This window comes from Streptomyces sp. NPDC007983 (assembly GCF_042958345.1).
In the GTDB taxonomy this organism is placed as follows: domain Bacteria; phylum Actinomycetota; class Actinomycetes; order Streptomycetales; family Streptomycetaceae; genus Streptomyces.
In genome coordinates this window covers 30055-53633 of sequence record NZ_JBIBJI010000009.1, presented here as the reverse complement: position 1 = coordinate 53633, position 23579 = coordinate 30055, and the positions used below count along the sequence as shown (strand labels likewise).

Here is a 23579-nt window from a genome sequence, read left to right as displayed (position 1 = left end):
CCCACCCCGCGGTGCCGGGAGTGCGTCAGTCCACCCGGCGCGGGGCTCCCAGGAGCCCGGATTCCGCGTCGGTCGCCTGCAGCGATACGTAGCGCCGCGATCCGCGCGTACACCACAGGGTGACCCAGTCGGGGATGTTGGACAGGGCCGTGACATCCGCCTGCGGCAGTGCCATGATCCGGCCGATCTCCTTCGCCTCGTCCGGCGAGACCCGCTGGATCCCGACCAGTCCGGCGTGCTCCAGCAGCCGGGGGGCCGCGGGACTCAGATACGGCAGCAGCGTGAGCACCGACTGCCAGGGCAAGGCGGAAACCCGGCCGCGCGGCGGCCGCATGCCGCAGTCCCGCACGACCAGCACCGGGCTGCTCACCGAAGGACCCTGCGGGGGCACGCGGCCCACGTCGAAGACGGTCATGCACTGTTGTCCGCCGCCCGCGGCCTGCACGAGATTCGCCCACATCCGGGGGCGGCCGGTTTCGACGGCGATCCGCGTGCCCGTACCGGCGGCTCGCAGCGCCAGCGCCTGTGCTGTCCACAGACCGCCGATCAGCACCACATCGAACGGTTCCGGGCGGCTGAAGCCGAGAACCGCCGGCTGCCCCTGCTCGTCGGCGCCGACGACCACGCCGTCGTCACCGACGGGGAGTGCCAGCCCCTCCAACTGGTCCGCCGACAGCAGATGCCGTTCCCTTCGTGGTCCGATGAGCCCGAAGCCGGGCCGCGTCCTGAGCGCCGCGGTGGGCGCGTTCGGGTCCTGCGGGTCCGAAGAGGTGGTGCCCCCGCGGGGAGCGGCGGTGATGGCCATCAGCGTGTGCCTCCCAACGGCAGAGTGGCGAGCATGCCCGGCACCTGCTCGCGGTCCAAGCGTACGAGCCCGACCTTCACGCCCCGGGCCGCCCGTTCCAGCGTCTTGCGCGAGTCGACCAGCTCGGAATCGCTGCGTCCGGTGATCCGCACGTGCGCACCTGCCCGCAGGTCGCTTCCGTTCCGGCTCGCGTGGGACAAAGTGAGGCTGAAGGTGGTCGCGAGGGCGGGCAGGGAAGTGAGGAGCGCGACGACCTGCGGCAGCGGGGTGCTGCCCGCGCCCAACTGCGGCCAGCGCGCCATCCAGTAGGTGGTGTGCCAGCGGTCGTCACATCGCCAGGCGCGTGAGGTTTCGACCGTGCGGCGCGAGGACGTGTTCGCGCGTCCTGCCTGGGTGGTCGCCATCGGGTTGGAGCACGCGGACGTCGCGACGGCGGCGGCCAGTTCGCTCTCGTCCAGCGCTTTGGCCGCGAAGCCCGCGCCCGTCAACCGGCTCGACAGCTGGTCGACGGCCCGCACAAGACAGCGCTGCACACCTTCCAGTCCGCCTCCGCGTGCCTCGATCGCCTCGGGGCACAGCTCCGGATGCAGCTTGAGCGCCACCCAGGTCGTGCGGACGGCAGGAGCGCCGCTTTGTTCATGGAGCGGCGCATAGCTCCGCGCGGCGACCGACTGCTGGGGCAGATGCGGTGCGGGCGCCGGCTGGGTGTGCAGCACGATCTGGACGGACTCCAGGCGGATGTCGTCCACCGTCAGCGTGTCGTGCAGCAGCTCGACCGGCAGCGGCCGTTCTGTGCGCGCCGGGCGCAGCGGGCTGTCCGTGCCCTGGACCTGGAGGACGGCGGTGAGGAAAGTCCCGTCGCCGATCATTCCGATCTGCCGTCGGTCACGAGCGACGTACGTGGACGTGCGCAGCGCCGGGTCGCATTCGACCGCAGGTGCGAGAGAGGGGTCGATATCGGCGGGAATCGGTTCTTTGGCGAGCTTCTGGCGGTGACGCAGTGCGCTCGCCGTGGATATCCATTCGGAGATCGGCTGCTGTCGGCGGCGCAACACCGCGAAGAGAATGAAGGGCAGGGCGGCGACCGCCAGCAGTGGCCTGTTCCACGCGATCAGGAGCAGCGCGGCGGCGACCTCGAGGAGCACGAGCTGTTGCAGCCGCAGAAACCTGAATCCCGTGCCACGTGAAGGCTGCCGCGAGGCGCCACGCTCGGGAGAGCGTGCGCGGGTGTGAGTGGCAGAGCTCATCAGGAGACCACTTTGTCCTTTTTCGTTGGTACAACACGGCTCGCGGGACGGCGGATCGCGCTGTCACGGTATCGGAAAGCCGTATGGCTGTTGAGCACCGTCTTGCCTTCCTCGCCCACCTCGATCGCGCGCCCGCATCGCTTACCGGCATAGTAGAGAGCCGGGGGCCGGTAGCGGGCCCGAGTCGGCGCCTGATTGTTCGGGCCAAGGACACATAACCGGGGAGAAGCGGCGACACATGGCATCGCGGCGAGATGAGCTCAACGCTTACACCTTTGCGAAAAAGCGGACTGTTGCGGCGTTTCTACGGCCTTCGTTCGGCGTCTCGGAAGAGGCCGCACCGCGGCCATTGCGCTCGGTCGTGCCAGGCGTTGTGATCGGGGCGCTGATTCTGGCGGGGTTCGGGGCGTGGGGCATGTTCAAACCCACGGCGCCCAAGGGCTGGGACGAGCCCGAGTCCCACATCATCGTCGGCAGCGATTCGACGACGCGCTATGTGATCCTCAAGACCGGTGGCAAGAAGCAGCTTCATCCAGTGCTCAACTTCGCCTCCGCCAAGCTCCTCCTCACGCCGGACAAGTCCAGCATCGTCGACGTGAAGGAGTCGGAGCTGGACGACGGTCACATTCCTCGCGGGCCCACCCTGGGTATCCCGTATGCCCCGGACCGCATGCCGTCGGAGAGCGAAGCCCGCAAGAGGAAGCGCTGGGCGGTCTGCGAACAGCCCGGCGGCAACCAGAACACCACGCAGAAGGCGGTCTTCCTGTTCGCCGACCGCGAGGCGAGGAAGGTCGAGGGCACCCAGCGGCTGCGCGGCAACAAGGCCCTCTACGTGGAGGGCAGCGGGGGAGCGCGCTACCTCGTGGATCCGAATGGTACGAAGTACCTGATCGGGGGCGAGAAGGGCAAGCAGTCCACGAGCGAGGGCGAGTACAACCTCCTGCTGCGTGTCCTCTTCCACGACGGGGCGAAGCCCCAGCAGGTGACCAACGACTGGCTCAACACCTTCAAGGACGGCTCGCCCATCCGCTTCCCCTCGGTCCAGGGGGAGATCAAGGCCGATGCCGGGGTCGACACTCTGAGCGCGAAGGCCAACCGGGTGGGCATGGTCTTGCAGGCCAAGACGGGGCCGGGGACCCAGCACTATGTGGTGCTGCCCGGCAAGGTCGCACGCATCTCGGACTTCGTCGCCAGGCTGCTGCTCGGCAGTGATCAGCTGCGTTCGCTCGATCAGGCCGGGGTGCCGGAGCGCGTCAGCGCGGCCGACTTTGCGTCCGACGGCGGGGAGTTCTACGGCGACAACGACTGGCCCAGCCTCGCGCCGCGGCAGGCCAACTCCGTCAACGCCGCCGAGGGCGGCGCGGCGCGTGACACGGTGTGCAGCATCCTCGAAGGGGTCAGCGGCAACGGGACCCCCAAGCTGGGTGCTTGGGCGGGCACCGAATACCCCGCGACCGTCGTCGACGGCGCCACCAGCGCATACGTCACCCCCGGCACCGGACTCCTCTACCGGCAGTACAAGGGCAGGGGAACCAAGACCGGATCGGTCTTCCTGGTGACCGACACCGGCCTGCGCTACCAGGTCCAGTCGAACGGTGACAGCAGCGCGGGGAAGCCGAAGGTCGGCGACGGCGATGCCAAGGCCGACCAGACGAACCCGTCGAACGTCAACCAGGCGCAGATCCGGCTGGGTTACGAAGGTGTTGACCCGCTGCCGATTCCGGCGACGTGGTCGGAGTTCCTTCCCATCGGACCGCGGCTCGACTACAACAGCGCCAGGAAGCCGCAGGGATCGTAGTGCCGAAGAAGAAGCCACGGGTGAACCCACTGAACGCAGTGCCGTCCACGAAGCATGTCGCCAGGCTGGTGGCAGCGGGCCTGCTCGTCGGACTCACCGGAGCCGTGGGCCCCGTCCACTCCGCGGCGGCCGACTCCCCGTCGTCCAATCCCTCCCGCACGGTCCCGGACGGGAGCGGCGAATGCACGTTCCCGATGAAGAAGCAGATCAAGGGCACCCCTTGGGCTCTGCAGCGCATCGTTCTCGATCAGCTGTGGAAGGACACCAAGGGCCGCGACTCCAAGGGGAAGCCGGTGCGGGTCGCCGTGATCGACACGGGAGTGGACGACACCAACCCCCAGCTCAAGACGGCGATCGAGGCCGGCAGCGGATACAACTACCTCCCGAAGGACAAGAACGCGCCCGAGTCCGAGAAACCGCCGTCCAAGGACGGCACGGACGATCTGGTCGGCCACGGCAGCAAGGCGGCGGGCATCATCGCCGCGCGTCCACATGAAGGGACCGGCTTCGTGGGCCTGGCCCCGGAGGCGAAGATCATCCCCCTCCAGCAGAACGACGAGCGCGGCCGGGGCACCCCTGCGACGATGGCGCAGGCCATCAAGAGGGCCGTCGGCGAGGGGGCTGGGGTCATCAACATCTCTCAGGACACCAAGGGGGCCCGCCCCTCGACCGTCCTGGAGGAGGCGGTGGCCTACGCGATCGAGCGCAATGTCGTCGTCGTCGCCTCCGCCGGCAACGACGGCGCCGACGGCAAGTCGAAGAACACCTACCCCGCCTCCTATCCGGGCGTGCTCGCCGTGGCGGCCTCCGACCGCAACAACGAACGTGCGGTCTTCTCGCAGAGCGGTGACTTCGTGGATGTCGCGGCACCGGGGGTCGACATCGTCTCGACCGTCCCCAAGGGCGGCCAGTGCGTCGACAACGGAACCAGCTTCTCGGCCCCCTACGTGGCGGGCGTCGCGGCTCTCGTCAGGGCCAAGCATCCGGACTGGAAGCAGAACCAGGTCGTCGCCCAGATCGAACAGACCGCGGAGCGCGGCGTCAGCGGACATGACCGCTTCGTCGGCTGGGGGGTCGTGGACCCGGTCCGCGCCCTCACCGACGACGCCCATGCCATCGACCGGCCCACCGAGAACCGCGGAGCCACCAAGAACGTTCCGCAGCCGCAGGCCGCGAAGCTCATCCAGGGGGAGACACCCCAAGAGCGTCAAGAGCGGCTTGCCACCTACGCCCTGGGCATCGCCGCGGTTCTGGTCTCGCTCACGGCGGGCGGAGCGGTCGTCCTCCGCGACTGGCGTCGTCGGCGGCCTCATGGGGAATAGCACTGGACAACTCGGTCGCACTCGATCAAAGTCGTAACGGCGCTGTCACAACCGGCCACCTCGCCAACCCCATTGTTTCGTGGGCGGTTAGAGTGACTGGCGACGACATGAATCCACGCCCCGGCGAGGTGCCGTCGAGGTGGCGGCCGTCTCATACCGGATTTCATGGGGGAAGGTGCGATATGGCAGACAAGCTTCGGCTTACAGGTAGCGAGATCGACAAGTTGATCAAAGATCTCCAGCACATGGAAGACGGGCTGACCGGCAGGCTCAACGCGCTCAACGAGGTGATCAACTCGGTTGAGGGGCACTGGAAGGGCATCGCGGCCAACGCGTACAACCATCTGCAGACACAGGCGAACGAGGACGTCAAGCGCATCCAGAAGCTTCTGGCCTTCACCAGGGAGGCGGTGGAGGCGAGCAAGGGGGGCTTCGACGCGCAAGAGGTCGAGCATCTCAACGAATTCAAGCGGGCCGCGGAAGGCGTGGGAAGCAACCACGTGCTCGACCAGTTCCAGGTCTCCTGATCCCCCTCACCCGCCCGCATCGTCATAGGAGACACAGCTTCCATGGAGATTACTTACTCTCGCGTCGTTGAGGCCGCGAACCAGGTCAAGCACACCGCCAACACCATGAAGAGCGAGCTCGACACGCTCATGGGCCAGGTGAAGAGGGTCGTCGCCACCTGGGACGGTGAAACCCAGCGGGCGTTCTACGACCGTCAGCGCGACTGGGAAACGCAGGTGGGCAACCTTCACGAGCACCTGCTGTCGATTTCGTCGAAGATGACGAAGGCCACCGAGGGCTACCAGAGCAACGACAAGGCCCAGGCTCGCCGCTTCCAGGGCTGAAGGAACGGGCCGGAAACGGTCGGGGGGATTCTCCGACTTCGTGGGTGTGAGATGCGATCAGAGCATCTCACACCCACATCTGTCGATTTCAGGAATAACGGGGAGGTGCGTTGTGGGGCACGAAGAGTCGGGGGGGAAGAAACATGGCTCCTCCCAAGGCAAGCTCGATGTCGGTGAAGACCTGGGGGAGTTCAAGAAGCGTGTCGACAGGCTGATCGATGACTTGGACAAGTCGGAGGCCAGCCACAAGAAGATGACGGGCAGCAAGCTGGCCCAGACCGCGTTCGGGTCAAAGAGCTTCACGGAGGCCGGCGTGTTCGCCACGGCCTACGAGACGGTGCACGCGCAACTGGAACTGCTGTCCGCGACGCTCGGGCAGCAGCTCGAGGCTATGGGGATCACGGTCCACATGGCTGAGGGCGACTACAAGCAGATCGACGAAGAGGAGGCGCTGCGCCTCCGGAGGATCCAGAAGCGCACCGAGCGGTTCTGGGAGCAGCACCAGAAGGAAAAGAATCCCCCCAAGCCGCCCGAGCACGGCAAGGAAGATGGTGGCGGCAAGGGCAAGGGCAGCGGCGGAGCCGGTGGTTGACTTGAACGGGGTGCACGGACATGGGTGATCCAAAGGAGAAGGCGCCTTCCTGCTCGGACGGGAACCACCTCATGACGCGGGATCTCGACGAGCTTCTTTCCATGATCGAGGGCGCGGACTGGCAGGCCATCCAGGACAAGGGTGATGCTCTCAAGAGCGCGTCGAAAGCGCTCGACAAGATCGGCGACGAGCTGAAGAAGCGCGTGGAGCGGGTCAAGTGGGAGGGCGAGGGCGGCGATGCTTTCCGGGAGTGGGGAGACCAGTTCGCCAAGGAAGTGCTGAAGCTGTCGAAGTTCACGGGGGACGTGGGCGCCCTTATGGACCACGCAAGCACAGCTGCCCACAAGGCCATCAAGAACAAGCCCGGGCTGCCGCCGTGTGAGAAAGACGAGACGCTGGCCGAGCGGAAGGAGAAGACGGACCAGCTTCGGGACGACTTCGCTACTAAGTACATGATCCCGCTGGCCAACGCCTACACCTCGGGCAAGATGGCCATTGACAATTCCAAGCCGCCGGTCTTCAAGCCACTGCCCACTCAGATCGTTCCAGATCCCCAACTCGGAGAAGGCCAGTCCGCATACGGTTCCTCCGGAGGCGTCGGGGGCGTGCAAGCAGCCCCGTACGCTGGCGGTTCGTCCGGCAATCAGCATCTCTCCGTCTCTCCGGCGGATGTGGGATCTGGGGGGAGTGCTGGGGGCGGTCCCAAAGACGTCGGGCAAGTGCACGTCCCTGAGGCGACAGGTACGAACATCGACGGAACGCACATGCCGGAGGCGCCGCCTGTCACACCAACGCCGTCCGATGCGCGCACCGTCCCTTCCCCAACTCCCGGGGACCCTGGCCCGGGACGCGTGATGCCGCCCGTTCCCACCGGCACTCCCCCCATGACGACTGGGGGACGCTCCGGGAAGGGCCCGGGCCCCATGCCGACTGTAGGACGGCCCGGCCCGGGTCCCGGGCCCGTGGGGCGCGTCACGCCCACCGGCCCCGGACCGGTGGGTCCTGGAACGAACCCTCAGAGTCGGCCTCCCCTCACGCCAGGCCCCAACAGGCCCATCGTGGGAGGCATGCCGACGCATGGCCCAACGAACGCGCCACGAGGTCAGGTGCGCGGCACGGTCATCGGTAATGAGTCCTCCCAAGCCGTCGGGCGCGGAATGATGGGTGGCGGAACCCATGGAGCGGTGGGCGGCGGTCCCCGCTCGTCCGGAACCCAGGGGGCGCGCAGGAACTTCACTTCCGGCGGCTCCGGACTGGTCCGCGGGGCCACGAACGCCAACGGCTACGTGGGACCGATCGGTGGCACGCCCGCGAAGATTCGGCGCCGGAACGATGACCGTGAGGAAGGGGCACGCCCGGGCTACCTCATGGACGATGATGATCAGAACATCGGACGGCGCGACATCGTGCCTCCCGTGATCGAGTAGGACGGGCTGTGGGAGCAGCAGCCGTCGATGGTGAGTGAAGAACGGTGGGTGGCATGGAAGCGACAGGCACGCTTGCGTGGAGGAAATGGCGAGCGGTGACCTCCCTGCTCGCTTCCATGCTCGTCGTCGGGGGCGTCATGGCCCCCTCCGCTGCGGCAGAGACCATGCGTGACCGCGAGTGGTATCTCGATCGTATGCAGGCCGAGCGGGTGTGGAAGGTCAGCACGGGCAAGGGCATCACGGTCGCCGTGGTGGACGGCGGGGTCAACGCCTCCGCGCCGGAGTTGAAGGGCAAGGTCCTCAAGGGGAAGAACTTCGTCGAACCGGACAAGGACGCTCGTCAGGACCCGGATGGTCACGGTACGGCGATGGCCATGCTCGTTGCCGGCAATGGCTTGAACGGCCAGGGAATCAAGGGTCTTTCCCCGGATGCGCGCATCCTTCCGTTGACGGTATTTGGTTCGACCAAAGAGGCTGGTACGAACAATGTGCCTGCCCTGATCAAATCGATCCGTTATGCGGCCGACAGTGATGCGCAGATCATCAGCATGTCGCTGGGGACCCCGTATTATCAAGTCACGGCTACTCAAAGGTCGCAGCTTCAAAAGGCGATTGACTACGCAATAAGTCGCGGCAAGTTGCTGTTCGCTGCGTCAGGGAATTCTGGCGACGAAGGAAATGACGTGACGTATCCGTCGGTCAGCAACGGTGTGGCCGCTGTCGGAGCGGTAGACGACACGTTCACCGTGACGAAGTTCTCGTCATACGGCCCGCATGTGGCGCTCGCGGCCGCGGGTGACGACATCCCCATTCGCTGTATGAACAACAAGCCCGGCTACTGCAAGAGTCGGGGCACCAGCCAGGCAACAGCCATCACCTCCGCCTCCGCCGCCCTCATCTGGGCCAAGCACCCCAAGTGGACCGGCAACCAGGTCCTCCGAGTCATGATGCAGACCGCGGCCAAGCCGACCGAGGGCAAGATCCCCAGCCGCTACATCGGCTACGGCACCGTCCGCCCCCGCATCAACCTGCTGGACGGCAAGGGCGATCCGGGGCCGGCTGATGTGAATCCACTCGTGAAGGCGAACAAGCCGGACGATTCTTCTTCGGGTGACTCCAAGAGCCCCGCGCCGTCGGCGCCTTCGAAGAGCAAATCCGCCGCACCCGCCGATTCCTCGGCAGGCGCGGCGGACAAGGCGGTGGGCAAGAAGAGCAAGGGCAGCGGCGTCATTCCCTGGGTTATCGCCGGCGTCGCTGTTGTGGTCGTGGCGGCCCTCGCACTGTTCGTGGTCCTTCGCCGCCGAAAGGCCGGAGCGCAGTCGCTCCCGCCTCAGCCGAGCGCACCGCCCTTCGCGTACACGCCGTACGGAGCTCCGCCGCCCCCGACGACTCCGCCCCACCAGACACCCCCGAACTCGTTCGGCCCCCCGCCGTAGTAGGACGGACGCTGGTCGTTCACATCCGGCAACGGCCCCCGGTCACTTCGCTGAGCGAGTGACCGGGGGCCGTTGGTTGTGACCTCCCGGTGAAGATTGATTCATTCCTGTCAGGGGGACGATTCAATTGGAGTGCCACGCGTGATAATTGATGCCCCAGCGTCAGTGTCGTGCTAGCGTTCGAGAGTCGAGTTCCGGATGGGCGTGCGGCCTTTGATGTGTGAACGCAAGGGGCAAAAGGATCGTACGCGGCCAGACAGGGGGAAGTGTGACTGACGACATCTTTCGAGGGATGCGGGAGTTCCAGCAATATGCGGAACAGCTCCAGCAACTTATGACGGATATGCAGGAGCAGATTCCGCAACATGCTGTAGGCGAAGACGTGCAGGGGGCCGTCACTGTCCAGCTGGGTCCTGACAAACTTCCAGAGTCCATCAAAGTGGCCTCCGACTGGGAACGCAGGCAGAGCCCGGACGGCCTCGGTCAAGCAGTCTTCGAGGCGTATGAGTCCGCGTTGCGGGAACTGATGGAAGGCTGGTCACGCAGCCTCGAACAAACAGGGTGGGAGGAGCGGGCCGAACGGATCGACAAAGACTTCGAACTGTCCGAGTCGTCGGCGTCGCCCCCCATCCCGCAATGGATGGGCAGCCAGGGGGCGCACCAGGCCGTTCACCGCCCCGCACAGGATGCGATCGAGGACACACTCTCGGCTTTCGAGGCCCTTGAACGACTTGACACGGACTCGTTCCAGCCGCCCGAGGTCAGGGGAGAGTCCGCCGCGCGCCGCGTCATCGTTGCCGTGACCCCGCAGACCCTCGTCTCCTGCGAGATCGATCCCCAGTGGGCAAGTAAGCAGTCAACTGTCCGGTTGAACCAGGCGCTCAGCGAAGCGTTGAACAACGCCCGCGCCAAGTTGGCCACGACTCAAAGTCCCGGTGCGGCCGGCGCTTCGAACTTGGGGGCGCAGGGCCAAGGCCTTATGAGCGAGTTTCTCGCCATGCTCAACGATCCTCAGCAGCTTCGCTGACTGGCTCTGAAGGGAACTGACAGCATATGAGTAAATCGCATCTCAAGGTCGTGACAGACGCGATACGCAGTGAAGCCCGGATGTGGGACCGGCAGGCCAAAGCCATAGGCGAGGTCGGGACCACGATCAAGGGGCTGCGCCCCGGACTGGTCGAGTGGGGCATGTTCACGCCTCTTGTATCCGCTTACACGGGCGCCATCGATCACCTGGCCGATCGTTGCTCCGAGGGGAAGAACCGGATGACGGAAATAGCCGACGCACTGGTCGAGAACGCGAAGGCGTATGACAACCATGAGGCAGAAACCAAGAAATCCGTCGAAGGCGCATACTAGCAGTCGGAAGCTGGAGAGGCGGGGAAGGTAATGGAGTTCAGTAAGACGGCGTTTGAAGAACTCATCGAGAAAATCGAGCGCAATATTCGGAAGCTCGGGGAGCATAATGCCGATTTCGCCAAGAAAGGCGAAAGTGCGGCAAATAAATGGTATATACCCGGCCCGCTTGCCCGGGTGATTATTGCTGCGGTGAACAAGCTGGTCAAGTTCATTAACTGGGTGACCAAGAAGCTCACTGATCTTTTCAAGGGCTCGTTCGCTCCTCTCACGCTGCACCTGGACTCTCTCGTCTGGCAGGACGAAACCGTACGGGGAAAGGCGAGCAGCGCCTCCTCCAATACTATGAAGGTAAACCTGCTGGCGCCTAGGAAGTGGGAAGGGGATGGTGCCGACAGCTATGTAGGTGCCATTTGGGGGCAGTCAGCCGCCGCGGGTCGAGTGAGCACCAGTGCTGTTTCCATATCAGATACGCTCAGCTCAGTTGCCAATGCGGGCATTCTCTTCTACGCAGCGATGGGCGCCTTCTTGGTCCAGTTCATCTTCGCCGTGATCGCTGCCGCTGGCACGGCGGCTACTGGGATCGGCATCCCCATCGCTGTGGTCACGGCCATGGGCGAGGGGGCGGCCGGCTGGCTCGTCGTCGGCGGTGCTCTGGCGGCACTGGCGAAAATACTCAGTGAAGCGTCGAAGGCCCTCGGAGATTTGAAGGGTGACTCCGTGGACGACACCGGGTTCCCGGAGGACGGCCACTGGCCGAGCGGAACCGCCTGACCCGAGAAGATTGGAGTGGACCTGTGCTCGCTCGCCTTGTCGCCTGGACCATCACGGGTCTGGCGGTGTTGTGGTTGCAGATGCCAGTTCTCACTGACCATGCCGTCGGGCCTGCGCCCAAGCCGGTGATCATTATCCTCTGTGTGCTGGGTGCAGGATCTCCGGCCGTGGGTGAGGTGATTGCGCGACGGCAACAGCAGCGCGAGCGTCGCTGACCACCGCTGCGTGGTCCTGCCGTTCGTGGCAAACGAAGCCTTGAGGGCCCCGGACCGCACCCGGGGCTCGGGCGTCACCGCTGCCTCACTCCTCCCGCAGCCAGGCCGTCGGGGGCAGCGATGCGTCGCCCGGGATACGGCTGCCGATGAGGGTGTCCATGTCGGCGACGATTGGTTCCAGCGTCTCGTGTCCGTCTTGAAGGACCGCCAGCCGTCGATGATCAGGAAGGCGTCGCCCCACAGTTCGCCCGGCAGCTGTCCGAAGGCGTGGAGCTGACGGTAGGTGGCGATGGAATCGATGTTGTTGTCCCGGAAGAACTTCTCACGCTGGTTGAGGATGCCTGTGACCTGTTGAGGTATCCGCCTCGTCGTTCGGTTCAAGAGGTGAGGAGTCGGTATGTACGGGCCTCGGATTGTCCTGTGGTGCGCCACAATTCTGTCGTTCGGGTGGTTTGGCATGGGAGTGTGGACCGGTGATGCCAGAAACTCGCCGAGTAATATTTACTTGATCTCCGTACTCTTTTTCGTCGCCGCTCTCGGCCCGGTATGCGCGGAATCGTACGCGCAGCGCCGCAAGCGACGTGAGTGGTATGCGAGTAACTTCTCGTCGATCGACGAACTGCGTGCGTCGCTGGATATGGACGAGCTGCGGCGGATCCGGGCGAAGAAGGGGGAGTGGCTGGCTGTCCTCGCCGTTCGGGCCCGATACAGGTTGCTTCCCAAGGATGTCGCGCGCCAGCTCGTCAGGGAGTTGTGAGAGCTGCACGCCGGGGGCCAACTTCTGGGTTCCGCGTCACTTCATCGCACCGCAATGACTCTGTCACAGCAGACGACAAAAGCATCAAGAAGCGACACAACCTTACCCACCCCCCCGTAATCTTGTCCTGGTTCCTCGGGATCTGACATGCCATACGGGGGTGTGGGGATGGGTGTCGTCTTACCGGATGAGTTGGCCTTCGTGCTCGACCTCATCGGCGTGGCCTGGCCGAACGTGGATGAGGACGACTATCGCGACATGGCCGACGCGCTGCGTACGTTCGCGGACGACGTCGACACGGGGCGGGGCGACACCAACACCGCCCTGAACAGGCTGATCTCCACCAACCGCGGCGAGATGGCCGACGCCATCGACGCGCACATGCGCAAGCTCAACGCCGAGCATCTGCACAATCTCGCCCAGGCGGGCCGGTTGCTGGGTGGTGCGCTGGACGGGGCCGCGGTGATCGTCGAGAGCGCCAAGGGCGCGGCGATCGTCCAGCTCGGCATTCTCGCCGCGGAGGTCGCGGCCCCCAGGCCGCGGCGCCCTTCACGCTGGGCCTGTCCGAACTCGGGGCCGTGGCGGGCGTGGCGACCACGCGCACCATCGTGAAGCGGTTGCTGAAGGAGGCCGCCGAGTACGCCGCCGAGGAACTGCTCGCCATCGCCACCGGACCCGTCTTCGCCGCGCTGGGTGCCATGGCGACGGACCTCATCGTCCAAGTAGCCGCCGACGGGGCGGGTATCCAGGACGGGGTCGACCTGGGGCAGACCGCACAGGCCGGCAAGGACGGCGTGCAACTGGCGAGCGCCGGGGGCGGCGGGCTGGTGCTCGCCGGCGTGGGAAGCGGGGGAGCGGGCGGCGGCGTCGGCGATCTCGTCTTCGACGATCACGAGCACGGTTTGTTCGCCACCCGGGTGAGCGACCATTCCCGCCACCTTGACGAGAAGGGCGGGGCCCACCTCGGCCGGGGGCGCATGTCCTTCAACCGCACCAAGGGTCGTGGGTCGCTGGCCCAGGCGATCGAAGGGGTCGTCGAGGAGGCGATGACGTCCCTCGGCGACGCGCACAGCAAGCTGAAGACGCATCTGAACAAGGTCGGGGACGGGCTGGTCAAGGCCGGCGGGGGGCAGACGGCCCAGAACCAGAAGGCGCGCGCGAGCTTCGAGAAGGACCGCGATCCGAACGGGGCCTGCCTCCCGCGAACGGGGGCGGCGGTGGCGGCAACCCTCCCGGCGGCGGCGCCGGCGGATCGGGCGGCGGGCCGAACTGGCATGGCCGCACGGCCCGGGAGACACGGCACCACCGTCTGGACGTCCGTGATGTCCGGGGTCGGCCTCCCGAGGAGCAGAGGCGGGCGCTGGAGGAAGAGTCGAAACGCCTTGCCGATAAGGCGAGAGAACCGCGGCCGCAGAGCGAAAAGGGTGTGGCGCCCATCGGAAAGAGCCGTGTGCAGACGGGCTGCGCCGGAAGCTTGATGCACGACGGGCAGATCACCTCGCACACCAGCTTTCAGGCGAAGAAGGTGAGCGATGACCTGCCGGAGCACGAGCGCGCGAGGGAGCAGGCTGGGCAGACGCCGGATGTGCATCCGGCCCTGCAACGTACCCTGGACAGCATCGAAGCGGATGCCGACGCGGGTAATGGAGTCAAGGGGATCGGGCACGGCAAATGTGCTGAAGTAGCTCTGATTTCCGATCGCTTGCATCAACTCGACCCCACGGGCCAGTCCATCACGACAGAGGATGACATACGCGAGAAACTGTTCGGGAGCAGTCGTTCATACCCGGCAGATCGGAAACCAGAAGGGTGAGATTCCCCTCGCGCACGGAGACTACAAAGAGCCGTGCGATTCCTGTAGGACCATGCTCCCCCGGTTGGGGATCGAGGCCCATCGATAGCCTCGTCCACGGAGAAAGGACTTCCCAATCGTGATGTCAAGCCGCTCCCGTGACGGGAGGTGAACCTTGATAGCACTGTCCGTCACGGATCATCGCCCACAGGACGTTGAGCCTGCGGCGGGCGAGCGCGAGCAGGGCCTGCTTGTGGCCCTTCCCCTCGCTCCGCTTGCGCTGGTAGTACGCCTTGGACGCGGGGCACGTCGTGGTGCTGACCATCGCCGAGAGATACATCGACCGCAGCAGGCCGCGGTGGTATCGCCTGGGCCTGCGGAGGTTGCCGCTGACGCGGCCGGAGTCGCGGGGTCTGGGAGCGAGGCCGGCGAAGCCGGCCAGGCGGTCGGCGCTGCCGAAGGCATCCATGTCGCCACCGGTCGCGGCGATGAACTCGGCACCGAGCTTCGGGCCCATGCCGGGCAGGCTGCGGATCACCTCGGCATGCGGATGCTCGCGAAACCGGGCCTCGATCAGGGCGTCGAGCTCGGCGATCTCCTCATCGAGGGCCATCACCCCCTTCGCGAGGCGGGCCACCATGGCGGCGGCCAGCTTCTCACCGGGCAGCGCGGTCTGCTGGGCCTGGGCGGCCTCCACGGCCGTCCTCGCGAGGACGGCGGCGCTGCGGACCTTGCGGTTCTTCAGCCAGGTCTCGATCCGCTTGGCACCGGCCCGGCGAATTGCGGCGGGGGTCTGGTATCCGGTCAGCAGCATCACCGGCCCCTTGTTGACGAGCTCCAGCGACCGCTCCAACGCGGGGAAGATCTCCAGCAGTTGGGCCCGGAGACGGTTGAGCTGCCGGGTGCGGTCGAAGACCACGTCCAGGCGCCGGGTCGTCAGCGTGCGCAGGTCGACGGCGATCTCGTCGCCCGGCCGCAGCAGGCCGAGATCCTTGCGCATGCGGGCCTGGTCGGCAATGACGAAGGCGTCCTTCGCGTCGGTCTTGCCCTCGCCGCGGTAGGTGGCCGAGGCGCGGTAGACCGCCAGGCCGGTCAGGTAGGCCATGGGCTGGTCGTGGCTGAGCAGCAGGCCGATCAGCAGGGCGGCGCCGCCATGGTTGAGGTCGACGGTCCAGCACGTCGGTGGATATCGCCAGGACGTCGCCGATGAGCTGGAGCAGCTCGGTCTCGTCGTTCAGGACCCGGCGGGACAACAGCCGCTTGCCGTCCGTGTCGATCACCACGCAGTGGTGGTGTTCCTTGCCGATGTCCACTCCGGCCCAGATCTCGGGCACGTTCCCCTCCGCCAGCTCGCCGTGTCACATCACACCCGCAGACGACCTCGCCGACGTTGTCCTACAGCAGCGATCGGAGTCGCGTCTCCCAATTGGCGGTCGAGTCGTCGCGGGGCTCCGGGCGGCCAAGTCCTTTGAGCCATCCAACCGGCTTGCCCATGGCAGCCATACCCAGAACCCCTGGGCCCTCCGATCTTACGAATGACCAGAGCAACCACCCTTGAAAGGTAGGACAACCCATGCACCGGCCCATGCACCGGCCCTCTTCCGCTGGTGAACTCGAAGACTGGCTCGCCGAGCACGGATGGTCCCCAGGGCGAGACATCGGAGACCGTGCTGACGCGCTCATCGCTGAGCGGATCGAGGACTTTCACAGCCAGGGGCAGGAGTTGGCCTCGCTGTCCACCGCACGTTCCTTCCTGCACTCCTACGGCTTGCTGAGGCTCCCCATCAGTCCGACGGTCACCCTCGTACTCGACCCGACGGGCGGCTACGAAGAGGATGCCGAGGACATCGTTGAGCTGGCCGGAGACCTCGGTGTCCCGTTGTTTCCCGTGGGGTACGAAACCTATGAAGGAGGCGTTCTCCTCATCGACGAGGACAGCCGCTTCTTCTACCTGCACGACACAGGGCCCTACTTCCTCGGCCGTGGACCCACTGAGATGTTGGTCAATCGCTTGACAGGAAAGACTGTGCATGCGAGTCAGTACTATGTCTGACATCGACCTCGGAGTTTCCTCGAGTCTGCTGATCCAGGGAAACATCTTCAGCCAGACGAACCTCACGGGCGACGGAGAGCCTGACCTTCACCCCGCGGTGAGCGCGTTCTTCGGCGCACTCCCCACCCGGCTGCGTGAGCCGTTCCTCGGCTACTGTGCCGAATCCGCGCTGATCTCGGACCAGCTGTGGTCCCTGGACGAGTCCCGGCCCGACGGGGGCCGGACCGGGCTCGACGAGGTCGGGGGCATTTCGCGGGGGCGGTGATCGTCTCCAAGCTGATCCGGGAACACGGCGACCCCGAGCATGGCCGTACGACCAGGCCCTGCCGCTCCTGCACCGCTCTCCTCGAGCGGCTCGGCGTGGAGATCATGCAGCCGTGAGCGGCAGAGGTCGCGAGGCGCTGACGGTTGCTGGGTGGCGTCCCGGACGGGACGAAGGGCAGCGTGCCCTGATGAGCATGCTCGAGACGACGAGCGTGGTGGCTCTGGACGGAGCTTCCGCCTGACAGCCGTTTCCCGCTGCCGAGCGGGCGTTACGGGAATTCCACGGCCTCACCGTTGCCCCGGCCGGGCCGGGGATCGATGTCGCGCCCACCGGCTGTGTGGTCGATCCGACTCTGGGGTGCCACGCCGTGCGCACCTTCGCCGGTCTGGCCGAGGAGCTGGGGAGCCGGCTGTTTCCCTTCGGCCGCACCGAGGCCGACGCGTTGTTGGCGGTGGATGAGAAGGGACGGATGTTCGCCGTTGATCACAGTGGCGGGTGGCTGCTGGGCGAGTCCGCGGCCGAGGGGCTGGTGTCGCTCGCCGAGGGCCGCGCGCCCCGTCGCGTCGAGCCCTGGAGCCAGGAGTGGGAGCTGTCCCGCGCCGCAACAGCAGACGTCGTATCCGACCTGGTCAGAACGGCCCTGGTGCTCGCCTATGTGCTGCACCGCCACGGACTCCTGACGACTCGCGCGGTGGGGGCTCGAATCGTCGGGTTCCGGGGGCATGGCACGGTGCACATGGAGCGGGAGTTCCGGCTGCGCCGCGGGACGCTAGAGGACAACGCCGACCCCCTCGTGGACGCCATGGAGCAGGCGCTGGGCCCGGTGCCCCTGGGGACCGCGGAGGTGCGGCTGGACCTCCTCACCGCCACCCCGGAGCCCCCGTGGCGCCCTGCCGTCGGCTGTTCCCTGGCCGCGGGCGGACAGGGCGTGCGCGGGATCCTCGTACGGATGACGGCCCGCGCAGCGGCCGTGCTCGACGCGGACCGTCACCGGGCCCTGCTGGACGCGGCGGCGGAGGTGGACGGGTACGCCACCGCGCGCGGTGACACGAACGGTTGAAGCCCTCGGCGGTCCAGGACCGCCGAGGGCTTCAACCGTTTCGCTGCCCGGATCAGTCGGTGGGCAGCCAGGCTGTCTGGACCAGCGACGCGTCTCCCCGGCGGGAGACGAACACGGCACGGCCGGGGGGGAGCGGACGTGCCTTCACCGGGCCCATGAGTTCACCCTCGGCGGAGGGGCCCGACAGCAGTACGCCCTGCGCGCCGAGTTCCTTGAAGCGCTGGATGAACTGCTCGTACGACGAGCGGCCGGCGCCCGCGGTGTTGCGGGCCACGATGATGCTGACGCCCGCGTCACGCGCGTAGGGAAGGTTGTCCACCAGCTGGGCCATGGGGTTGCCGGAGGACGTGGCGACCAGGTCGTAGTCGTCCACCACGATGAAGGCCCGCGGCCCCTTCCACCAGCTGCGGTTGCGCAGCTGCTGGGGTGTGACGTCGGTGCCGGGGATACGGCTGCCGATGAGGGTGTCCATGTCGGCGACGTACTTGTCGAAGGCGTTCTGTGTGGTGGCGTAGCCGGCCAGATGGGGTTGGGGTACGCACTCCAGCAGGCTGCGCCGGTAGTCGCCGACGATGAACAGCGCTTCGTCGGGGCCGTACCGCTCGGTGATCTGCTTGATCAGCAGCCGCAGCAGCGCGGTCTTCCCGGACTCCGTCTCTCCGTAGACCGCGAGGAACGGGTCGTTGTCGAAGTCGATGAAGACCGGCTTGAGGTGCATCTCGTCGATGCCGATGGCGACCCCGCGGTGGGGTTCGTCGGCACCGCCTGGGATGTCCCGGACCGGCAGCGTCCTCGGCAGCATCCGGACCTGCGGCGCGTGAGGGCCGGGCCAGTTGTCGACCACCGCCTTGACGAAGGTCGCGGTGGCCGCCGCCTGCCCGTCCTCGGAGGTGCTTTCGAGCTGGGGAAGACCGCCCAGGAAGTGGAGCTTTTCGGGGGTGAGCCCTCGGCCCGGTGAGCCGACCGGCACGTTTGCCGCGACCTTGCGGTCGAACTCGGAGTCCAGGGGGTCACCGAGCCGCAGCTCCAGGCGGCCGAGGAACTGGTCCTTGAGCGCCGCCCGCATTTCCATGTAGCGGGTGACCGTGGCGACCAGGTGGACGCCGAGGCCGAGACCGCGCGTGGCGATGTCGGCGACGATCGGCTCCAGCATCTCGTAGTCCGTCTTGAAGGACTGCCAGCCGTCGATGAGCAGGAAGACATCGCCCCATGGCTCGCCCGGCAACTGCCCGGAGGCGCGCAGCTGACGGTAGGTGGCGATGGAATCGATGTTGTTGTCCCGGAAGAACTCCTCACGCTGATTGAGGATGCCCGTGACCTCGGCGATGGTACGACGGATCTTCTCGGGGTCGAGGCGGGACGCCACTCCGCCGATGTGTGGCAGATCATCGATGGCGATCATGCCGCCGCCACCGAAGTCCAGGCCGTAGAACTGGACCTCGTGCGGTGTGTGGGTGAGGGCGAAGGTGCTGATGAGCGTGCGCAGCACGGTCGACTTCCCGGAGCGGGGGCCGCCGACGACGAGCATGTGGCCGGCCGCGCCCGAGAAGTCGCGGTAAAGGATCTCCCGCCGCTGCTCGATGGGCTTGTCGACGATGCCGAGCGGGACGACCAGGCCGCCGCTGCGCGCATAGTCCGTCACATGCAGGCCGCGCTCCGGCGAGACGGCGAGCGTGGAGAGGATCTGGTCCAGGGCCGGGGCTTCGTCGAGCGGCGGAAGCCATACCTGGTGGGCTGCCGGCCCCTGGCCCTCTATGCCCCGCACGATCACATCGAGGACCGTGTCGGCGAGGGCGTCGTCAGTGCGTTCCGGCGTGTAGGTGAAGTCCGCGTCGGGCTCCACATAACGCACGGGCACCGGTGTGGCGGTGAACAGCATCGGCCGCCGGTCGGTGGGGAGGGGGCCGCTTCCCGCCACCATGGTGGTGGCGGCCCGGTAGGTCCCGGAGACGTAGGCGGCCTTGAAGCGCACCATCTCTTCGGTACCGAACTTGAGATAGCCGGAGCCGGGCACCGAGGGCAGGTGGTAGGCGTCGGGCACACCGATGGCGGCGCGGGACTCGGCGGCGGAGAAGGTACGCAGACCGACCCGGTAGGAGAGGTAGGTGTCCAGTCCGCGCAGCCGCCCTTCCTCCAGCCGCTGCGAGGCCAGCAGTAGATGGACACCCAGTGAGCGGCCGATGCGCCCGATCTGGATGAACATCTCGATGAAGTCGGGTTTGGCGCTGAGGAGTTCGCTGAACTCGTCGATGACCAGGACGAGGGAGGCCAGCGGCTCCAGGGGCGCCCCGGCGGCGCGGGCCTTCTCGTAGTCGTGAAGGTTGGAGTAGTTGCCCGAAGAGCGCAGCAGTTCCTGTCGGCGCTGCAGCTCACCGCTGATCGAGTCCCGCATGCGGTCGACCAGGGTGAGGTCGTCCGCGAGGTTGGTGATCACGGCGGCCACATGCGGCATGGTCGCCATTCCGGAAAAGGTCGCACCGCCCTTGAAGTCCGCGAGGACGAAGTTCAGCGTCTCGGAGGAGTGGGTGACGGCCAGGCCCAGTACCAGCGTGCGCAGCAGCTCCGACTTGCCGGAGCCGGTCGCCCCCACGCACAGGCCGTGCGGACCCATGCCTTCCTGAGCGGCTTCCTTGAGGTCGAGCATGACCGGTGAGCCGTCCTCGCCGATACCGATCGGCACGCGCAGCCGCTCCGCGGTCGACCGGGGGCGCCAGGTGACGTTCGTGTCCACGGCCGCCGCGTCGCCCAGTCCGAGCAGATCGGTGAATTCGAGATTGGAGAGCAGGGGCTCGTCGTCCTCGCCGCCGACGCTCATCCGCAGCGGTGCGAGTTGGCGTCCCAGCGCTTCGGCCGCTTCGACCGACAGTGTGTCCGGCTTTCCGCGGTAGACGGCCGTACCCGCCTCGACCCGCAGCCGGTCCGGATGCACGACCAGGGACAGTCCGCCCCTGGGCTCGTCCATCTGTTGGGGCACGACCTCCACCACGGTCACCCCCTGGAGCCCTTCCGGGGCGGCCAGGAGCGAGTCCGGCGGCACCGAGCATCCCTGGAGCACGACCACGACGTGCGGCTGGTCCAGCAGCGGTTGTCCCTCGGGGTTGAACCGCGACCGCCCGTCCAGCCAGCTCTTCAGCAGATCCTCGACTTCAGGAACGTTGTCGCTGAACAGCCGCTTCGTCCCGGCTCCGTCGACTGTGCCGGGCACCTGCGCGTGCGGCAGCCACTTGATCCAGTCCCACTGGTCCGTCGTCCCGGCCGCCGTCACGACGGCGACCACCAGGTCGTCGGGGGAGTGCAGCGCGGTGAGGCTCGCGATCAGCGAGCGCGCGCTGCCGAGTACCGACTCCTGCTCTCCGGAGATGGTCATGTGGTAGAAGGCCCGCAGCGACACGGCCATCGGCAGGTCCTCGAGCGTGCCGTGGACCGCCAGGAACTGCTGCATGGCCCCGGCGGACAGGGGCTCCAGCTCATCCACCGGTGCCGTCTCGGGCGCCACCAGGGGCGTCCACAGTTCCTGAGGGCCCAGACCGATGCGGACCTGCCCGAAGTCGTCGTCGCCGATCCGCCGCTCCCACAGTCGGCTGCCCTCGGCCACCAGCGACCACAGCTGCTCGGGGCTGGGGTGCAGATAGAACTGGGTGTCCCGCTGAGCGCGGGCCGTGCGCTGCACTTTCCGGCGGGCGTTCGCCAGATACTTCAGATAGTCACGGCGGCCTTCGGCCGCTTCCCCCTGGGAATCCTTGCGGGCCCGGGCGACCTGCGCGATCACCATGGCGACCGTCGACACCAGCATCATCGCGCCCATGATCTTCATGAACGGGGCAGAGTTCGGCATGAAGAAGAAGACGACCGACGAACCCATGCCGAGCATCGGCAGGAGTTGCATCGCCATGCCTTCCCGCTGGCCGCGGGAAAGCTCGGGAGGCGCCTCGAGGCGTAGTTCATTCGTGGGAACTTCGGGCGGAGTGGCCCGAGGTGGTCGCTTCACGACGATCTGACTCACCGGCGTATCAATCCCTCGGCATGGGCTGGACAGTTGTGGACCGGCGCCCCCGTGGCGGCACCTCGCGCGCGACGCAGGGCGATACTACGTGCATGGGCGTCGGATGGTTCCCGGTAGGGTGATTCGCCGCAGCGTGCGCGACAGCGAGTAAGGGGAACCTGCAGATGAATTCGACCATTACGACCGGCTTTTGCCGAGTTACGGTCGTCGCGCCCGACAGTCGGATCGATGTCGCTCTTCCGGATGATATCGCCGTGGCGGATCTTTATCCGGAAATTCTGCGGCTGACCGGTCAGAGCCAGGCTGTGGGCGCCCCGGTCGGATTTCACCTGGTCCGCCGTGACGGCACCGTCCTGGACGGTCACCGCTCACTCGCGGCCCAGCGGACGCTCGACGGCGATCTGCTGTTCATGCGCCCGTTCTCGCAGTCCCTGCCGCCCGCGGTGCACGATGACGTCTCCGACGCCATCGCCTCCGCGGTCACCCGTGACCGGACCCTGTGGGACGAGGGCCTCCTGCGTGTCTCCGGCCTCGTCGGCGGGTCCCTGCTACTGATCCTCATGGGCTTCGCGGCCTGGTTCGCCGACCCCGTCCGGCACGACATGCACAGCCTGCCCGGCATCATCGCCGGCCTGGTCAGTGTGCTCCTGGCGGGTTACGCGGGCGTTCGCGCCAGGGTGTATCAGGACCAGGCATCCGCCATCACCCTCGGCCTGGCCTCCCTGCCCCACGCCATGATCGCGGGTTCGGGGATTCTCCCGCTGGACCGAGGGGAGGGCATCGGGCGGCTGCAGTTCCTGCTCGGCTGTGTGTGCGTCCTGGTCGTCTCAGTTGCCCTGGTGGCGTTGATGCCGTCCGGTGACGCTCCCTTCGTGGCCGCGGTCTTCCTCTCCGTCTTCGGCACTCTGGCGTCGTTCTGCCAGATCCTCACCGGCGCCGGTGCCGCGGACACGGCGGCGGTCAGCATGGCGGTCGGGGTCGGTGCCATCGCGTTCCTGCCCGGTCTCTCCGCTCGTGTCGCCCGCCTGCCCATCGCCTACGTCGCCCCCCGGGGCCAGGCCGACCGGATCGATCTCGACGAGGACCCGGAGAGCCCGGCCCCGGCGGAGCCCGTCGACGCCGAGCGCATCGCCGTCCAGGCGCGGCGTGGCCACGAACTTCTGCTCGGACTTGTCGGCGGCTGTTCCGCGGTCGTCGTCGGGGCGGCGGCCGTGCTCGGCTTTTCCTCGTCCGTCTGGGGGCAGCTCCTCGCCCTCGCCGGTGGCCTGTCGATGCTGTTCCGCGGTCGGCTGTTCCGTTACACCGCACAGGTGATGTGCGTGCTCGGCGCCGGGCTCGCGGCCATTGCGCTGCTCATTCTGGGGCTGTCACTCAACCCGCCGGCCTCCGCGGTGCGGGAGCTCGTGCTGGGGCATCACGGCGACATGGACGTCCGTACCGTCTGGCTGACGGCGGCCGTCGCCGCGGGCGCCGCGCTGATCACCGCGATCGGTCTGATCGTCCCGAAGAAGGGCCTCACACCTTTCTGGGGCAGGTTCTCGGACCTCGCCGAGGGTGCCCTGCTGCTGTCCCTGGTGCCCCTGTGCCTGGCGGTTCTGGACCTGTACTCCTCTGCGCGGGGGATGACCAGCTGACCGGGTGCTGAAGGGGTCAGTCCCGCAAGCCAAGGGGCGCGCGCCGCATGGTGCACGCCCCTTGCTGTGCTGGGCGCCGCTGTTTCCGGGCCGCCGACGGCCGTCATTTGGCGGCAGAGTTGGGGTGGGTAGGGTGGAGGGCGCTACGGATTCCGCGGGCATGCCCATCAGCTCGAGCGGCATCGTTCAGTA

21 protein-coding genes and 2 pseudogenes are annotated in these 23579 nt (G+C 66.9%); 19 read left to right on the top strand and 4 right to left on the bottom strand.

What is annotated here, in order from left to right:
• Positions 1-25: 25 nt before the first annotated feature.
• Entirely contained in the window at positions 26-805 is a 780-nt protein-coding gene (locus ACFZCY_RS26880) for a hypothetical protein (protein ID WP_391178450.1), read from the bottom strand.
• Entirely contained in the window at positions 805-2052 is a 1248-nt protein-coding gene (gene eccE, locus ACFZCY_RS26875; RefSeq protein WP_391178448.1) for a type VII secretion protein EccE, read from the bottom strand. Before eccE ends, ACFZCY_RS26880 begins: the two co-directional genes overlap by 1 nt.
• Before the next feature lie 238 nt (positions 2053-2290).
• Between eccE and eccB the strand changes: the two genes are divergently transcribed.
• The 14 genes from eccB to ACFZCY_RS26805 all read left to right on the top strand — a co-directional run bounded on the left by eccB (position 2291) and on the right by ACFZCY_RS26805 (position 14393).
• Positions 2291-3850 (top strand): type VII secretion protein EccB, encoded by a 1560-nt coding sequence (gene eccB, locus ACFZCY_RS26870; RefSeq protein ID WP_391178445.1) that lies wholly within the window; start codon positions 2291-2293, stop codon positions 3848-3850.
• Positions 3851-3870: 20 nt separating this feature from the next.
• Positions 3871-5172 carry a type VII secretion-associated serine protease mycosin gene (gene mycP / locus ACFZCY_RS26865; RefSeq protein ID WP_391178441.1) on the top strand — a complete coding sequence of 434 codons (1302 nt, stop codon included), beginning with the start codon at positions 3871-3873 and terminating at the stop codon, positions 5170-5172.
• Between the two features lie 182 nt (positions 5173-5354).
• Positions 5355-5699 carry a WXG100 family type VII secretion target gene (locus tag ACFZCY_RS26860; protein ID WP_391178438.1) on the top strand — a complete coding sequence of 115 codons (345 nt, stop codon included), beginning with the start codon at positions 5355-5357 and terminating at the stop codon, positions 5697-5699.
• A gap of 42 nt (positions 5700-5741) precedes the next feature.
• A complete protein-coding gene (locus ACFZCY_RS26855) occupies positions 5742-6023 on the top strand; it encodes a WXG100 family type VII secretion target (RefSeq protein ID WP_391178435.1) in 282 nt (93 codons plus the stop codon).
• A gap of 112 nt (positions 6024-6135) precedes the next feature.
• Positions 6136-6615: a hypothetical protein gene (locus ACFZCY_RS26850; protein ID WP_391178433.1), complete on the top strand. Its 480-nt coding sequence runs from the start codon at positions 6136-6138 to the stop codon at positions 6613-6615.
• A 71-nt stretch (positions 6616-6686) separates the two neighbouring features.
• Positions 6687-8042, top strand: coding sequence for a WXG100 family type VII secretion target (locus tag ACFZCY_RS26845; RefSeq protein WP_391178431.1), 1356 nt, complete (start codon positions 6687-6689; stop codon positions 8040-8042).
• A 95-nt stretch (positions 8043-8137) separates the two neighbouring features.
• Entirely contained in the window at positions 8138-9478 is a 1341-nt protein-coding gene (locus tag ACFZCY_RS26840) for a S8 family serine peptidase (RefSeq protein WP_391178428.1), read from the top strand.
• Positions 9479-9746: 268 nt separating this feature from the next.
• On the top strand, positions 9747-10505 hold the full coding sequence (locus tag ACFZCY_RS26835; protein WP_391178425.1) for a YbaB/EbfC family nucleoid-associated protein: 759 nt from the start codon (positions 9747-9749) through the stop codon (positions 10503-10505).
• 26 nt (positions 10506-10531) lie between these two features.
• Complete coding sequence (locus ACFZCY_RS26830; protein WP_391178422.1) at positions 10532-10837, top strand: hypothetical protein; 306 nt, start codon at positions 10532-10534, stop codon at positions 10835-10837.
• Positions 10838-10867: 30 nt separating this feature from the next.
• Positions 10868-11608 carry a hypothetical protein gene (locus ACFZCY_RS26825; protein WP_391178419.1) on the top strand — a complete coding sequence of 247 codons (741 nt, stop codon included), beginning with the start codon at positions 10868-10870 and terminating at the stop codon, positions 11606-11608.
• Positions 11609-12328: 720 nt separating this feature from the next.
• A complete protein-coding gene (locus tag ACFZCY_RS26820) occupies positions 12329-12580 on the top strand; it encodes a hypothetical protein (RefSeq protein ID WP_391178417.1) in 252 nt (83 codons plus the stop codon).
• 168 nt (positions 12581-12748) lie between these two features.
• Positions 12749-13192: a hypothetical protein gene (locus ACFZCY_RS26815; RefSeq protein ID WP_391178415.1), complete on the top strand. Its 444-nt coding sequence runs from the start codon at positions 12749-12751 to the stop codon at positions 13190-13192.
• Positions 13168-14058 carry a hypothetical protein gene (locus ACFZCY_RS26810; RefSeq protein ID WP_391178412.1) on the top strand — a complete coding sequence of 297 codons (891 nt, stop codon included), beginning with the start codon at positions 13168-13170 and terminating at the stop codon, positions 14056-14058. Before ACFZCY_RS26815 ends, ACFZCY_RS26810 begins: the two co-directional genes overlap by 25 nt.
• On the top strand, positions 14058-14393 hold the full coding sequence (locus ACFZCY_RS26805; RefSeq protein WP_391178409.1) for a YwqJ-related putative deaminase: 336 nt from the start codon (positions 14058-14060) through the stop codon (positions 14391-14393). Before ACFZCY_RS26810 ends, ACFZCY_RS26805 begins: the two co-directional genes overlap by 1 nt.
• Before the next feature lie 124 nt (positions 14394-14517).
• Here ACFZCY_RS26805 and ACFZCY_RS26800 read toward each other — a convergent pair.
• A pseudogene (locus ACFZCY_RS26800) lies at positions 14518-15706 on the bottom strand (IS110 family transposase).
• 239 nt (positions 15707-15945) lie between these two features.
• Here ACFZCY_RS26800 and ACFZCY_RS26795 point away from each other — a divergent pair.
• The 4 genes and pseudogenes from ACFZCY_RS26795 to ACFZCY_RS26780 all read left to right on the top strand — a co-directional run.
• Positions 15946-16425, top strand: coding sequence for an SUKH-3 domain-containing protein (locus ACFZCY_RS26795; RefSeq protein WP_391178407.1), 480 nt, complete (start codon positions 15946-15948; stop codon positions 16423-16425).
• Positions 16418-16690, top strand: coding sequence for a YwqJ-related putative deaminase (locus tag ACFZCY_RS26790; protein ID WP_391178404.1), 273 nt, complete (start codon positions 16418-16420; stop codon positions 16688-16690). Before ACFZCY_RS26795 ends, ACFZCY_RS26790 begins: the two co-directional genes overlap by 8 nt.
• A complete protein-coding gene (locus ACFZCY_RS26785) occupies positions 16687-16806 on the top strand; it encodes a hypothetical protein (protein WP_391178401.1) in 120 nt (39 codons plus the stop codon). The genes ACFZCY_RS26790 and ACFZCY_RS26785 overlap by 4 nt, the downstream gene beginning before the upstream one ends.
• 140 nt (positions 16807-16946) lie before the next feature.
• Positions 16947-17750 (top strand): annotated as a pseudogene (locus tag ACFZCY_RS26780) (SUKH-3 domain-containing protein); the annotation flags it as partial.
• A gap of 52 nt (positions 17751-17802) precedes the next feature.
• Here the strand turns inward: ACFZCY_RS26780 and eccCa are convergent.
• Entirely contained in the window at positions 17803-21753 is a 3951-nt protein-coding gene (gene eccCa / locus ACFZCY_RS26775) for a type VII secretion protein EccCa (protein ID WP_391178399.1), read from the bottom strand.
• Positions 21754-21917: 164 nt separating this feature from the next.
• Between eccCa and eccD the strand changes: the two genes are divergently transcribed.
• A complete protein-coding gene (gene eccD, locus ACFZCY_RS26770) occupies positions 21918-23387 on the top strand; it encodes a type VII secretion integral membrane protein EccD (RefSeq protein WP_391178396.1) in 1470 nt (489 codons plus the stop codon).
• The last annotated feature ends 192 nt before the right edge of the window (positions 23388-23579 follow it).